This window comes from Alkaliflexus imshenetskii DSM 15055, assembly GCF_000517065.1.
Classification (GTDB): Bacteria; Bacteroidota; Bacteroidia; order Bacteroidales; family Marinilabiliaceae; genus Alkaliflexus; species Alkaliflexus imshenetskii.
The window spans coordinates 3,797,451-3,812,853 of record NZ_KI912105.1 but is presented as its reverse complement, the minus strand read 5'-3'; the positions used below and the strand labels follow the sequence as shown (position 1 = coordinate 3,812,853).

Here is a 15,403-nt window from a genome sequence, read left to right as displayed (position 1 = left end):
CATGCTTCTTAAAGTACCAAATAATGGCAATGCTATTATTTGCAGGGATAATTAACACCTATTCCGCAACCAACCTCCAACAGCGAGATGTTATTACCGGCAAGGTAACAGATGAATCCGGATTCACAATTCCGGGCGTGACTGTTATATACAAGGGCGTTTTAGGAGGTTCAGTAACAGGTGTGGACGGAACATACCAGATTGAAAGAAATGAGGCATCAAACATCCTGGTTTTCTCTTTCGTGGGAATGGAAACACTAGAAGTTGAAATCAATAACAGAAATGTTATTGATGTAATAATGAAGGAGGCTGTTACCAGATTAACAGAAATTGTTGCAATTGGTTATGGAAACCAGCAACGTACCGATATCACAGGCGCAGTCACGTCGGTGCGTCGTGAGGATTTTAATAGAGGAATAGCAAACTCACCTGGACAATTATTACAAGGAAAAGTTTCAGGTGTTAATATCACATCTTCAAGTGGAGCCCCGGGAAGCGACCAGCGCATTATCATACGGGGACAAGGAAGCATCCGACAAGGAACAGGACCCTTATTTGTAATAGATGGATTTCCTGTTGGATTAGCAGGTACAGGAGCCGAAACCAACCCACTGAATTTTCTAAACTCTGAGGACATTGAATCAATAGATGTATTAAAAGATGCTTCGGCTACTGCCATCTATGGTTCCAGGGGCGCTAACGGTGTAATTATCATTACCACACGAAAAGGTAAAACTGGAGAGTCAACCGTCTCTGTATCATCAAATGTAGGGCTTTCCACTCTGGCAAGAAAAATACCCGTATTTAGCGCGGATGAGTTCAGAGCTCGAATTGTCGAAATTGCTGGAAAATTGGAAGACAGAGGTGGAAATACCGATTGGCAGGATGAACTGACCCGTAAAGCCATTACCAATGATCAGAATCTGGTCATTACAGGTGGCTCAGACAATTTCACTTACCGCGCATCCGCAGGTTATCTGAAGCAGGAAGGAATTGTTTTAAACTCTGAACTTGAACGCTATACTGCCAGAGTTAATGCAAATCAAAGACTACTAAACAACCGTTTAAGTATAGATTTCAACCTAAACTCCTCAGTAGAAAAAAGTGAAAACTCCCAAACAAGCACACTTGTGTCACAAATGCTGGATTTTAATCCAACCTATCCAGCTCGTGACTCAGACAATAAGCCAGTGAAGTATCCTGATTTGACCAATCCACTATTAACAGCTGAACTGTTCAGATATTACAACGAAAACAGAAGAATGATGTTCAGCATCTCTCCCTCATTGGAAATACTGGATGGTCTTATATACAAAGTAAATTTTGGATATGAAAACCGTACCTCAAATTCGGATGATCAACACACTCCAAGCACCGATCCGTTTATCGAAGGTCGTCTGCAGCAAAATTACTCAAATGGGACCAATACGCTTATCGAGAATTACTTAACTTATAATACACGGATTAATAGCCACGCAATTAGCTTGCTGGCAGGGCATTCATATCAGGAGTCGTTTGACAGATGGCGCAGTTGGAGCATTGACCAGTTTCCTGAGAATGGTGTTGATCCCCGGTACAATCCAGGGCTGGGACAAAAGCTGAACTTAGTTGATAACAAGCCACAAGGATGGGCACTAATAAATGAACTGCAATCATTTTTTGGACGCGTAAACTACAACTATAGTGGAAGGTACATGTTAACGGCAACCATAAGGGCCGACGGTTCATCTAAATTTGGTAAAAACAATAAATATGGAGTTTTTCCCTCCTTTGCAGCGGGATGGCGTATTTCAGAAGAAAGCTTTCTTGACAGTGGAACATTTAGCAATCTTAAACTAAGGGCTGGTTGGGGTCAAACAGGGAACCAGGAAATTCCATCGAAAATTACACAAGCACTCTACACAACCAGAATCTCGGGATCAGACAGCTATCCTCTGGACAACAGCGGAAGTTATCCGGCAGGAACAACCTTTGCACGGCTTGCAAACCCCGATATTCAATGGGAGGTTTCTACGCAAACTAACGTGGGTATTGATTTTGGCATATTAAACGGCTCATTATCTGGCACCATCGACTATTATCATAAAGTTTCTGACAACATTCTTCTTGAAGTTGTGCCATCGGATCCAATTCAACCGGCTACCACATATTGGACGAATGTGAAGGATATGACCATTACAAATAAAGGCTGGGAGCTGGCACTGGATTATCAGCGCAGAAACTATAATGGATTCTCCTATGGTATTGGAGGTAATGTATCATTTCAAGATAATAATGTGGAAGGATCACCATTCACCATTTTGGCAACAGGGTCGGCATCAGGATCAGGGTTAACAGGCGCAACCATTAACGGAATTATTAATGGTTATCCGGTTGGCACTTTCTATATGAGAAAATTTACTGGCATTGGTGCAGATGGTTTGTCAACTTTTGAAGAATCAGATGACAGCGGACGTATGGCAGTAGGCTCTGCATTGCCTGATCTAATTTATAGCTTTTACATTAATACCCGCTACAAGCGCTTTGATTTGGCTTTAAACTTCAATGGCATATCAGGTAATAAAGTTTATAACAACACCGCCATGAACAAATTTTACAAAGCGATGCTTGCTAACTCACGAAACACTACGGATAAAGCAATAGAGTTCCCAAATGAAAGCATAATCAACTCCTCATCCGTATCTACCCGATACCTCGAAGATGGCTCATTTCTTAGATTAAACAATGCCACTTTGGGTTACACCCTCAACACCCAAAACATAAACTTGATAAGGGATATGCGGCTTTCAGTGACCGGACAAAACCTCTTTGTAGTTACAAACTATTCAGGATTTGATCCGGAAGTAAATCAGGACAGATCCGTTGGAGGCATTCAATCATTTGGCATTGACCTTAATGGCTATCCTAGGGCCAGAACTTTTTTACTTAGTTTAAACATGACATTTTAATTCATACACTTTACAATCATGAAAATTTTAAGATTATTTCTGGTTTTCATCTCATCCATTGTTTTGGGATGGGGATGTACTGACCTTAACGAACGGATACTTGATGAATCCTTATCAGGGGGTGCAGTAGATAGCGAACTGGTACGTAACAGCGTAGCTCCGGCCTATGCATTGTTACCTGACTTTTTCTTGCATACCAAATATTTTGCCCTTCAACAAATCACGACTGACGAAGCAATCTTACCCTATCGTGGAGGACGCGACTGGGGCGACAATGGAATTTACATAGAGCTACATCAGCATACATATACACCCAACCACCGAAACATTCAACTCTGTTGGGATGGTATCACTAAAATGATCTCCAGAACAGTCTCTGCCATAAACGTACTAACGCCTTTGGCTGGTTCAAGCGAGGAAAACGCTACATTTTTAGCCGAAGTAAGAGGACTTAGAGCCTATTATAACATGATTGCGCTCGATTTATGGGGTATAGCGTTTAAAAAAGATGACCCCAATGTGGTATCAGAAATATTGCGAAGAGATGAAGCCATAAACTACATACGCAATGAACTCGAAGTAATTATTGGAGATCTCAGAATAGATGTTGGGCCGGGAAGGCTCACAAAAGGAGCAGCCTATGGACTTCTTGCAAGATTACATTTAAATGCGGCTGTTTGGCGCGATCCTTATGCAACCACCTTTAACTTTACCAGCGCAGATATGGATAAGGTGATTGAATATAGCAACAACGTATTAGCAATGCCGCAATATACTCTATCACCTGAGTATTTCCACATTTTCGACAACAATAACAACAGCAACAAGGAGTTGATATTTGCAGTGGATCAACGTCCTGATTTAAATGGTCATAACCGCATGTCCTACTTCTCAATGTCAGGCAGTTTTTATGGAAACCCTTTGTTTCCAAATGGCAATGGCACAGATGGTCCGGCAATAACACCAGAGTTTTACCAATCGTGGGTTCAAGCCAATGGTTCAATTAATCCTGCCGAGGCAGACGCGCGTTTCTTCTGGAAAAGACTAAATCCATCGAGTGACATGGCAATATCAGCCGAGGCTTTTGAAGTTGACAGGGGCATTTTCAGAGGATTACAATATGGGTTACAAAACACAGGAAACCAGCAATCATTTTTACGAACAGAAGACGGACGGTATAAAATTGGTTATATGAGAGATTGGCGTCGTGCTGAGGAGAATGCATTTGTGGACTATTCAGAAGAAATAGACTTCACCCCCGAAGGTAGCGATTACAATACTGGTTATAGGGTTATGAAATACCAATGGAGCAAATCCTCAACCGATGGAAGAAATCGTGGAGAAGCCGACTTGATAATACTAAGATTAGCCGATATATACTTGATGCGTGCCGAAGCAAAACTAAGAAAAGGCGACAGCTCAGGTGCATTAGCCGATGTTAATAGTGTGCGCGCATCCAGAATAGCGCGGCCGGAGGTAACGCCACGCCCATTAACTTCAATGACACTGGACATCCTTTTCAGGGAACGTGGATTCGAGTTCTACTGGGAACATCAACGGAGAACAGATATGATCAGGTTTGGCAAATATGAAGGAAGTTGGACAGAGAAAACCAATAGCGATATCAAACGACGTCTTTTCCCTATTCCACAGGCAGCAATCGATGGCGCTTCATCAGTTGAAGGTTATCTGATTCAAAATGAAGGTTATTCAAATTAAACAATATAAACCTAAGATACAATGAGTTGTATCTTAGGTTTTCAATTTAAAATCTGCAAAATGAAACGAGCCAGCAGAAAGCTTTTCTCACAAAGGGGAATGTCTAGCTGGCGAGTTCCATCCCGATAAATCGGGACAAGTTGTGACCATTAAAAATCAAATTTTAGACAGATGAAAACAATAATATCATCACTGGCAATTATCTCACTGGCTCTGCTGAGCTGCAATCATTCAAACTCGAATGAAAAAACAGCTGCCAAACAAGAGTCCCCAATAAATGTAATTTTTATGATTGGCGATGGGATGGGCATCAGTCAGATTACCACAATGTTTTACTACAAAGAGAGTGAATCACAATTCAATCACTTTCAAGAAATTGGCTTTATTAATACATCCTCAGCAACAAACAAAGTAACCGATTCAGCAGCAGCAGGAACAGCCTTCGCCACCGGTCAAAAAACATTTAATAGAGGAATCGGCCTGGACATCGACTCGCTGCCTCTCCCATCAATCGTTTCCATCTTACAACAAAGAGGCTATCAGACAGGGCTTGTAAGCATCTCATCTGTAACACACGCAACGCCAGCATCATTTTATGCGCAAGTGGTTGACAGAGACATGGAAGAAACAATTGCACAACAGCTGGTCTCTGCAAATATCGATTTCATCGCAGGCGGCGGTTTAAAATTTTTCAATAAGCGGGCAGATGGTCATAACCTACTTGAAAATTTAACAGCATCCCGCTATATAATTGACACACTGGATATCTCCCCAATTGAGAACAAGAGCGATAAATATGCTTACATAGTGGCCGACAATGGGTTACCACAGAAACATAAAGGAAGAGGAGACTTTCTAAAAGATGCAACAAAACAGGCTCTTACTAAACTCTCGGCAAGCGAAAATGGGTTTTTTCTCATGGTAGAAGGTTCATACATTGACTGGGCGGGTCATGCCAGAGACGAGGAATTTTTAATAGCAGAGATGCTTGATTTTGAAGATGCCATGGCCGTGGCAATTGAGTTTACGAAACAAAATCCCAACACACTTTTAATAGTGACAGGCGATCATGAAACAGGTGGTGTTTCAGTAGGAAAGGGCAACAGCAAAGACGAAGTGAAAATCTATTTCAATACAGATCAACACACTGCTGATTTGGTACCTGTGTTTGCCAAAGGACCCGGCTCCGACTTATTTAAGGGATTTTATCACAACAAGGATATTTATCATAAAATAATTGAAGCATTGACAGAATAGTAACAAGGCACAAAAGCACAAAAGCACAAAAGCCGCATAATCGTAAAGATTATGCGGCTTTTTGCGGTCTGGACGGGACTCGAACCCGCGACCCTCGGCGTGACAGGCCGATATTCTAACCAACTGAACTACCAGACCAACAAATCAATATACCTACTTTTTTAACCTTAGCGGTCTGGACGGGACTCGAACCCGCGACCCTCGGCGTGACAGGCCGATATTCTAACCAACTGAACTACCAGACCATTGATTTGTTTTTACGCTAGCCCTTTCTTTCAAAGGCGTTGCAAAGATAATGGTTCTTTTGTTTTCTGCAATATGGATGATTAAAAATCCTACGATTTTTTACACTGTTTTTTCAATCGTTCGCACATACACATGGTTTTCAAAACATTCAGCATTTACGACAAAATGCATTTTTCTCATAAAAATATTTGGACAACCGAGCGCAGCAATCCATCGCTAACCCTCATGAATACTTGGGATAACCCATCATACAAAATAATTCTTTAAATGTATTACAAAAAAAGGATTGTGATAAAAATACCACAACCCTTTATATTTTGCATTAAAAGCAATTGAAATTAGTCGGCCCAACGATCTATTTTGCTAAGCAAACCTGAAACAGTGATGATTTCAAGATAGGTAGTTCCACCGCCAATACCAAAGCTTCCGCCAAGATATGCAATCAGATCCTCGTTTTCGAGAACTTCCTTGTCTTTAAGCTTAAGTAGGGTATTGCGCATAATTTCACTCTTAGAGCTACCTGGCTCTGTAAGGCGAGGATAAACACCATAAGAAAGCGCCAATTCGCGACCAACACGCTTGTTATAGCACAATGCTACCACTGGAAGCGGACCTCTGAATGCCGCCAGGTATCTGGCAGTTTTACCAGTAAGGCTATCGGTAAGCACAGCCTTGATAGGCAACTCTTTCGATGCCTTAACGGTTGTGTCGGCCAGATATGCGGTAATGTCATGACGAACCAAGTCCACAGGGATGTCGTTACGGCTATCTTTAGCGGCTTCAACCTCAGCAGCAATACTCGACATGGTTTTAACAGCTTCAACAGGATATGTACCATAAGCAGTTTCACCGCTCAACATGATGGCATCGGTACGATAGTAGATGGCATTGGCCACGTCGGTAACTTCAGCGCGTGTTGGACGTGGGTTTTTAATCATACTATGCAACATCTGAGTAGCCACAATTACAGGCTTCTTAGCTTCAACGCATTTACGAATAAGCTGGCGCTGAACCAAAGGAATTTTCTCCTGTGGAATTTCGATTCCCAAGTCGCCACGAGCCACCATAATGCCATGCGCCACCTCAAGAATTTCGTCGATATTCTCAACACCTTCCTGATTTTCGATTTTGGCGATGATTTTCACTGCACTGTCGCGCTCGTCAAGGATTTTTTGAATTTCGAGTACATCATTTGCATTGCGTACAAAAGAGTGAGCAATGAAATCAATGTCATTCTCAATAGCGTAGTTGATGAAATCGTAGTCGCGTTCTGTTAAAGAAGGCAAGTTGATTCGCACCCCTGGCACATTTACACTTTTACGGCTTCCCAGAATACCGCTGTTTTGAATTTCGCAGTGCAGCTCGTCACCTTTGCGCTCTTTAACCACGACATCAATCTCGCCGTCATCAAAAAGGATATGACTGCCTACGCATACATCTTCAGCCATGTTGGCATAGGACACGCAAACACATTCGCGTGAAGATGGCATGTTGGGGCTACCTTTAATGATAAGCATTTCCCCTGCCTCAAGATGAATACCTCCTTCACTTTTTGTGGTACGGATCTCAGGTCCTTTAGTATCGATGAGCAAAGCAATTTTTTCAGAAACCTGCCTCACGTTCGTTACTAGTCTGTTAAGCCCTTCATAATCCATGTGCGCTGTATTCATGCGCACCACGTTCATACCTGCGTTATACAATTCACGGATGAACTCCACCTCACATCTCAGGTCAGAAACGGTGGCAACAATTTTGGTGTGTTTTTTCATTGAGAAAAATTAAATAATCCTAACAAATCGAAAATAGAAGAATAATTATTTATTACTGTTAAATAAAGCTTCGACGGCCAACCGATACGAATCCAGTCCAAAACCACCTATAACCCCCTTAACTACAGGGGAAAGAAATGAATGATGACGGAAAGATTCACGTCGGAAGACGTTAGAGAGGTGCACTTCAATGGCTGGTGATTTAACGGCAGAAAGCGCATCGGCAATGGCAACAGATGTGTGAGTATATGCACCGGCATTAATCACAATACCATCGTACGTAAAACCCTCACGCTGAATGCAATCAATTAAATCACCCTCACTATTTGATTGAAAATACCCGAAAGAAACATCGGGATACTGGTTTTTAAGCGAATCGAAATAAGAATCAAATGATTGGCTCCCGTAAATATGCGGTTCCCGCACTCCGAGCATATTCAGATTAGGGCCATTGATTATCAGAATTTTCATCAGCTAATAGAATTAGACGGTGCAAAAATAAGATAACTGTTTGAAATAAAAAAATAAGGTGTGAATGAAACTTTTGCCAAAAATATTTGCATTTACATAAAAAAAATTCGCAATTTTATCAAATCATTATCAGTTGCTATTTTATATTTACTTAAGGAGTATCTAAAAAAATCGGCAAAAAAACGGGAAATCAAACTAAATTTGTTCGGTTATGAATTGGGAATCAGAAATTAATGCGTTTAGGAACTATCTGAAATTGGAAAAGGGATTATCAGAAAATTCCATACATGCGTATGTTACGGATTTATACAAACTGGTTCAGTTCTTAAAAGACCGCGGTTATTCTATTGGTCCGGATCAGGTAACACTCACCCATTTAAAAGAGATGATGGAGTGGGTTAGCAGCCGTGGCATTAGTCCACGTACGCAAGCAAGAATTATTAGTGGTATAAAGTCCTTTTATAAATTTCTGCTAATCGAAGAAAAAGTAGAAAAAGACCCCACTGCTCTTCTGGAAGCCCCAAAAGTGGGAAGAAAATTGCCAGAAATACTTTCGGTTGAAGAGATAGATACCATTATAAATACCGTAGACACAAAAAAACCGGAAGGTCAGCGCAACAAAGCAATACTTGAGACTTTATACAGTTGCGGGTTACGTGTTTCGGAACTCATTGAACTTAAAATATCAAATTTGTTCTTTGAATCAGGTTTTGTAAAGATTGAAGGGAAAGGCAGCAAGGAGCGTTTGGTGCCAATTAGCACCAAAGCAATAAAAGAGATCAACCTATACTTGAGTGAATATCGTCGTAACCTCAAAATCCACGCAGATAGTGAAGATATTCTCTTCCTTAACAGAAGGGGTAAAAAACTATCGAGAGTGATGATTTTTACGATTATCAAAAACATCACCAAGAAGCTGAACATGGACAAAAACATTAGTCCACATACTTTCCGACATTCATTTGCAACACATTTGATTGATGGAGGAGCCAACCTGCGGGCTGTTCAGGAGATGTTGGGTCATGAATCCATTATCACCACAGAGATTTATACGCATCTCGACAAAGAGTATCTAAAGAATACAATCATACAATATCATCCAAGGACTTAGCATCTGGGTTGGTAAACAAACAAAAAAAGGCGTTAATAACGCCTTTTTTTGTTTGTCATGAATTTGTCATTCAACTATAATTTCGTCTACGAACAACCGTCAATTCTTCTGTTCTCTTTTCTTTTGAAGGTATAGCTCCACATCTTCCGGGGTTGTCTTCCAGCGCTGGTGCATCCATACCCATTGTTCTGGCACTTCCTTAACTATTGCTTCTATTGTTTCAGTATAACGACGGGTATTTTCGTGCAAATCCGAATCCATATTGCCGGTCTGAATAAGTTCTAACGCCGGTAAAATGGTGAATTGATGTCGATTACCGGACTTACGCTTCATGTACATTGGTAAAACGGGAGCGCCAGAGTCGATTGCGAGACGGGCTGCACCAACCGGCGTGTAAGCAGGCATACCAAAGAAATCAACAAATACACCTTTGGTCTGCGTATCCTGATCAATCATTATAATCAGGCATTCACCTTTTTTCAGAGCGTCAATTAAGGCACTGTATGCATTTCCCCGGCTGATGTTTTTCATTCCTCTTTTTTGCCGATAGCTTACAATGAGCTTTTCGATTCGCTCGTTTGGCATTGCACGACTTATTGCTGTGGTTTCATAACCAAGCACTGGCGGCATAATTGCTGAGAACTCCCATGAGCCCACATGACTCATAAGACAAATCACACCTTTGCCTTTGTTGTAAGCCTCATTCAAATGCTCCTCTCCCACCACATCGATTAAAGCTGAAAACTGGCTGCGTGTGGTGTAATGCAACGTATGCACATAATCGGCAAAATTCAAAGCCTGATTAACGAAAACCATGCGCGCCATCTCTTTTAACTGCTCAGCTGATTTCTCATTTCCGTAAATCTTTGTGAGATTATTGATTGTTTTCTGACGCTCCTTACCCACTAGGCGAAATGCAAGGCTACCAAGCGCAGTGCTTACAGATAAAAGAATTGTGCGAGGTACAAATCTGAATACAAGGATAAACAAGCGAATAAAAAAGACCAGTACAGGATATTTTATGGCTCGTCGGATTTCCTTTCTTCTCATCTTCCAGTTCATGATAATGCTTAAAACTTAAAACGAAGATAAAAAAATAAAGGCTGCGTGAGTAAAAGCAGCCTTTATTTTCCGATAACTTATTTATAGTCCATCACTCTTTCAACACTTTAACCGTAGCATATTTTCCATCAATCAGAAGTTCGAGAAGATAAATACCGTTGGATAAATTGCTTAAGTCAACAATTACGCTATCGGTTGTCATACTCACTTTTTCGAACATTAAACGCCCATTCATATTAAAAACTGACAGCGCAATAAGATTAACACGTTCATTAAAAACCAGAGTTATGAGATCGGATGTTGGATTGGGGTACAAAATAATCTTTTGATTATAAGACACATCATCAACAGAACTTTTCACAAACTGGATGCATTCAGACATAACATTGCAGCCATCGCGACTTACAGAGACCGCATAAAAACCACTTTGGGTAGGAGAAAATTGCTCGTAGATTTCCCCTGCGATAACCTGAGCATCACTACCACATGTATACCACTGAAAGCTAGCATTATCAGCAATCACAATTAATTCATCAGCTGTGCTTACTATTTCATACTCCACAGTTTTAACGATAATCTCCACTACATCGGAAACAGAACATCCCTCCAAAGTAGCAGTAGCCTGATATGATGTAGTTGCATTTGGTGATACCGCAATATCGGTCACATTCCAGGTAACAACACCATTACTTTCGGCCTCCAGATTCACCACCACACCGGGGCAAATTTGCTCATCAGGCATAATAAATAACCATGGTAATGGCATTACATTAACTGTCACCGTTTCGGCTTTATCCCCACAATGCTCTGAAGAGACAACTGCTGTATAAACAGTTGTTTCGATAGGAGAAACCAACGTATTTTCCACATTCCAGGAAACAGTTCCAGACGCTGAACTAACGATAAGTTCCACCTCCTCGCCCTCACATATTGCAACCGAAGGCATTATTTCAAGTATTGGAGTAGGATGAACCACCAAATCAAAAGATGAAGGAGGCAATGAGCCGCAAGGGTTACTGCCTTCCACCGAAAGCGTTACGGCACCAGAAAAGTCACTATTCCACAGGATGGATGCATGACGTCCTTGCGAAGTAATTGTTCCAGCTTCGATGGGAACCAATGCCCATACAAAATCTGTTACATTCAATGATGCATCCACCTCGAATTCACTCTCCTGACCCTGACAGGCAATGGTTTTTCCACTGATATTTCCCACACGTGTTGGCTCGCAATTGTCCAGGGTAAACAACTCGGACACCACGCCACTCCATCTATTTTGTGTATCCAGAAAACGGATGTGCATGTAATTATCTCCTAAAGCCAGATATGGCAACTCAATTTCAGACAAGAGGTTCAATGGATTTACCGGAACAGATAACGTCACATTGTACATGCTTGCATCATCATCGTTAAACCAATATTGATAAGCTTTAACAAGATTTTCGCCTGCATGGCTATTTGGCATTTTATAAAAAAAGTGGCTAACTGTGCTGCTCCATTGATTTCGACTATCCCCAAAACGAATGTGAAATGTATGTAGTCCGTCTGCCAATTCGTTTACGTCAAGTACTTCTGAAAAGTTTATCACTTTTGAGTTTGTAGTAACGTCCGAAACTGCTTTGTCCACATCTCGATTAAACCAATACTGATAAGAAGAAACAGCATTATTGGTAAACGATGTAGCCGGCATTTTGTAAAAAAACTGGCTAAAAGTGCTGCTCCAGCGATTTCGGCTATCACTAAAACGTATATTAAATGTGTGTAGTCCATCCACCAGTGAGCTCACATCAATTTGCTGTGAAAAATCGAGCAATGCTTCACCCGATGTAGCCCCAGAAACTGCAGAGGAGTAGGCATTGTTAAACCAATATTCATAAAGAGAAATGGAACTTTCTTGAAACACTTCAACAGGCATTTTATAGAAAAAATGACTCGTGGCAGAACTCCAACGAGATTCGTTATCCTGAAAGCGCATGTGAAGCGTATGAAGACCATTTGGCATTTCATCAACCGGAATCTGCAATTTCAATGAATATATTGCATTATTACTATATGTGGATAGATTAACTACCTCATTCCGATTGTTGTTGAACCAATACTGATAGTTCTTTATATAATTCTGTGCATAAGTCAAATGGATAACACACAGGAGTATAACCACAAAAATAAATTTCATCGGCATATAATTTGAATTGTAGAGGTTATACATGTTTTACCAAAAAAAGTCAGCTCACCAAAGAAGGCAACTTACAAGTATGTGCGAAAATTGATGTTGGCCGATTTTATCTTAACTTCCTAAATGCAAAGGGCATCATGTACAAACCATATTAACACATTTCTGCTAATAATCCTGAGCCTTTACGGTAATTTCAACCTGAATGGAGCCATCCGCATTGGTTTTGCTGCTCATAGATTTGTTAACTATGTGAGGAATGGATGGTATTGCGTGTTCTACATAAGGAAACCATCCGCCATAAAGACCAAACTGAGAGTTTTCATCATCGAGGTATTCATTGGGAGTCACCAGATTGTAGTCATGCTCATAACTAAATGTGCCTCCAACTTGATTCTCAAACAGTCCGCTAAAGTTAATATCCACCCTATTACTTGTGAGGTAAGCACCAGTACCAAAATCAGGGTTTGATGTTTGAACAATATTGTATTTAAACACATTTCCAACCGAAGTTCCACCGGTTAACCGGCTATTATCCTGCCTGAATAAGTTGCCATGAAACTCGTTGTTGCTGCAATTAAAGAGCGCACCTGTTGAGACATTTGTTGGATTAATAAACAAAAAGATACTATTTCTGAAAAGGTTACCATCGCTGCTACTAACGCGCCCGCCAATAATTGAGTTTTGCACAGATGAGTTTGACACATTGGAAAAATCGATTGCCCCATTAACAACTGAATTTATAAAAGACAAACCGGTAGAAGGCGTATTCCTGTTTCCGGCGAAACTCACATTGCCACCAATAATAGTTCGTTTGACCATAAGTTGCTCTATAGGAGTATTACTTAGGTTTGTGTACAATGATCCTGTAATGCTTAATCCTTCCAGGGTTAGGTTGTTGGCTCCGGCAGAAAGAATAACGTTTCCGTTGATAACGGTATGCCCAGTGGCAGATGTTGCAGTTGGATAGTGACCGGCACCTATGATTGTAAGTTGCTTATTTATTGAAGAAGGCGGGGGGAATGTGCCTCCTGACAGAATTATGGAATCGCCATTAACAGCATCGGTGTAGGCTTTCTGAAAACCATCAACCGAATAGTAAAAAGTAGCATTGCCGTTACTTTGTAAAGCTACAGCCGTTTGAGCCAATGCCGGCAAAAATGCAGATGCCAGCATAAATACAAATAGAAGTAAAACTGTTCTCATAGTATCCAAATTTAGATTTAGTGTTGTTGCGCCTCAACCTCAATAGTAATCTCGATTTTTCCATTAACATTGGAATCAGATGAAATAGAATGGCTTTTGATGTATGGAATAACGGGCAGATAATCTGCCTTAAAAGGAGTTATAGTGCCATATATACCGACATCAGTGCCATCAGTACCAAAATTTTTTCCAGCAAAAGCATCATTCAACCGGAAATTATAGTCATACAAAAATGCAACTGCGCCATCATAACCAACAAATACAGACTCCAACTGTTGATTGACCAAATTAGGATTTGTATCGCTACTATTTGAGCTTCCCAATGTTACATCTGCCACAAATACATTACAATGAAATTTGCAATTGTTATATCCGCCGGTTTCCAGATTGGTGTACATTACACTAACAAATATATTATTGCGGAAAGTGGAACCATTTATTCCGCTATATCCCCAGCTAAAGTATTCTGAAGTGCGTTGAATAATATTATTCACAAACAGATTGTTGTCTGAGAAATAGAACAGGCGCCCAATCACATTTTGGCGAATCAAAGAGTTACGAATCATCTGCCCATTTAAAGCACCTATAATATTCTGCGTTAAGGTAATGTTGGAACCCATTTTAGCAGGATCGCCATCATGTGTAAGCTTTAGCGTTCCATTGATGTGACAACGGTGAATCGTGATATTGGAAACCGTTTGATTGGCATTGGTAGAGCCGATACTAACATTTCCATTGACAAAAAGACCGCTGATACTGCCAAAATCGGCACCGGTTGTGATTATAATGTTCCCATTGATTTGTGTACGACCTGTGGAGCTATTGACATTGGGAGAGTGTCCAACGCCAAAAACATGAAGCTTTTTATTAATTTCGAGATTGTTAACCGGGAAAATACCTCCGGGGATATAAATAGTGTCACCTTCAGATGCAGCTGCCACCGCATCACTAAATCCGCTTGAAGTATAATAAAAAGTAACCTGTTCCTCTCCATGAAGAGCTACTGCAATCTGGGCTGCCGAACTTGCAGAAAATAGTACTACAATGGCCGCTACAAACAGTTTAAATAGTTTTTTCATTTTTGATGATTTAGATTTGACACCTAATTGAAAAATATTGTTTTTTAGGTTCCAGTAATTGAAAAAAGTTGATAGCCGATCACAGTAACATCTATCAACCTAACCGGATTAATTAAGCACACTCTGCTCGCATATAAACATACACCTTTCACACGATTACAAACATGCAAATTGTAAATCGTACAGTCAAATCATCAAAAATTCAGAGAATTTAATATAGGAAAAAAGCGACTGGGACCCATTTCCCTTGTCTATAATCCACAATAATAGTCGATTAAGACATCGTTATAGCAGGAACTTAAAATAAGAAGCGATAGGTTAAATAAGAATAGCGGCACACGAACCAAACAGTGTAAAACACC

At 40.6% G+C, this 15,403-nt stretch carries 10 protein-coding genes and 2 tRNA genes; 4 read left to right on the top strand and 8 right to left on the bottom strand.

The genetic code is table 11. The features are described from left to right. Positions 1–23: 23 nt before the first annotated feature. From ALKIM_RS0115765 to ALKIM_RS0115755, 3 genes are all read left to right on the top strand, one after another. Positions 24–2,948: a SusC/RagA family TonB-linked outer membrane protein gene (locus ALKIM_RS0115765; protein WP_218916720.1), complete on the top strand. Its 2,925-nt coding sequence runs from the start codon at positions 24–26 to the stop codon at positions 2,946–2,948. A gap of 18 nt (positions 2,949–2,966) precedes the next feature. Next, positions 2,967–4,667 (top strand): RagB/SusD family nutrient uptake outer membrane protein, encoded by a 1,701-nt coding sequence (locus ALKIM_RS0115760; protein WP_044118017.1) that lies wholly within the window; start codon positions 2,967–2,969, stop codon positions 4,665–4,667. A 171-nt stretch (positions 4,668–4,838) separates the two neighbouring features. After that, on the top strand, positions 4,839–5,924 hold the full coding sequence (locus ALKIM_RS0115755; protein WP_026475478.1) for an alkaline phosphatase: 1,086 nt from the start codon (positions 4,839–4,841) through the stop codon (positions 5,922–5,924). Positions 5,925–5,988: 64 nt separating this feature from the next. On the opposite strand, the gene ALKIM_RS0115750 is transcribed toward ALKIM_RS0115755, so the two are convergent. From ALKIM_RS0115750 to aroQ, 4 genes are all read right to left on the bottom strand, one after another. Continuing rightward, positions 5,989–6,062, bottom strand: a tRNA-Asp gene (locus tag ALKIM_RS0115750). A 33-nt stretch (positions 6,063–6,095) separates the two neighbouring features. After that, positions 6,096–6,169: transfer RNA gene (locus ALKIM_RS0115745), tRNA-Asp, on the bottom strand. Positions 6,170–6,508: 339 nt separating this feature from the next. Beyond that, positions 6,509–7,939, bottom strand: coding sequence for a pyruvate kinase (gene pyk, locus ALKIM_RS0115735; protein WP_026475477.1), 1,431 nt, complete (start codon positions 7,937–7,939; stop codon positions 6,509–6,511). A gap of 45 nt (positions 7,940–7,984) precedes the next feature. Beyond that, positions 7,985–8,410 carry a type II 3-dehydroquinate dehydratase gene (gene aroQ / locus ALKIM_RS0115730; RefSeq protein WP_173400725.1) on the bottom strand — a complete coding sequence of 142 codons (426 nt, stop codon included), beginning with the start codon at positions 8,408–8,410 and terminating at the stop codon, positions 7,985–7,987. A gap of 211 nt (positions 8,411–8,621) precedes the next feature. On the opposite strand from aroQ, the gene xerD reads away from it, so the two are divergent. Next, entirely contained in the window at positions 8,622–9,521 is a 900-nt protein-coding gene (xerD, locus tag ALKIM_RS0115720; protein WP_026475475.1) for a site-specific tyrosine recombinase XerD, read from the top strand. Between the two features lie 99 nt (positions 9,522–9,620). On the opposite strand, the gene ALKIM_RS0115715 is transcribed toward xerD, so the two are convergent. The 4 genes from ALKIM_RS0115715 to ALKIM_RS0115700 form a co-directional block, all read right to left on the bottom strand. Then, a complete protein-coding gene (locus ALKIM_RS0115715; RefSeq protein WP_162148832.1) occupies positions 9,621–10,571 on the bottom strand; it encodes a lysophospholipid acyltransferase family protein in 951 nt (316 codons plus the stop codon). A 103-nt stretch (positions 10,572–10,674) separates the two neighbouring features. Further along, entirely contained in the window at positions 10,675–12,759 is a 2,085-nt protein-coding gene (locus ALKIM_RS0115710; protein ID WP_162148831.1) for a T9SS type A sorting domain-containing protein, read from the bottom strand. A gap of 165 nt (positions 12,760–12,924) precedes the next feature. After that, entirely contained in the window at positions 12,925–13,962 is a 1,038-nt protein-coding gene (locus ALKIM_RS0115705) for a right-handed parallel beta-helix repeat-containing protein (protein WP_157363944.1), read from the bottom strand. 17 nt (positions 13,963–13,979) lie between these two features. Then, the gene (locus tag ALKIM_RS0115700) at positions 13,980–15,041 is read right to left on the bottom strand and encodes a right-handed parallel beta-helix repeat-containing protein (RefSeq protein WP_026475471.1); all 1,062 of its coding nucleotides are present in this window, start codon (positions 15,039–15,041) and stop codon (positions 13,980–13,982) included. Positions 15,042–15,403 lie beyond the last annotated feature (362 nt).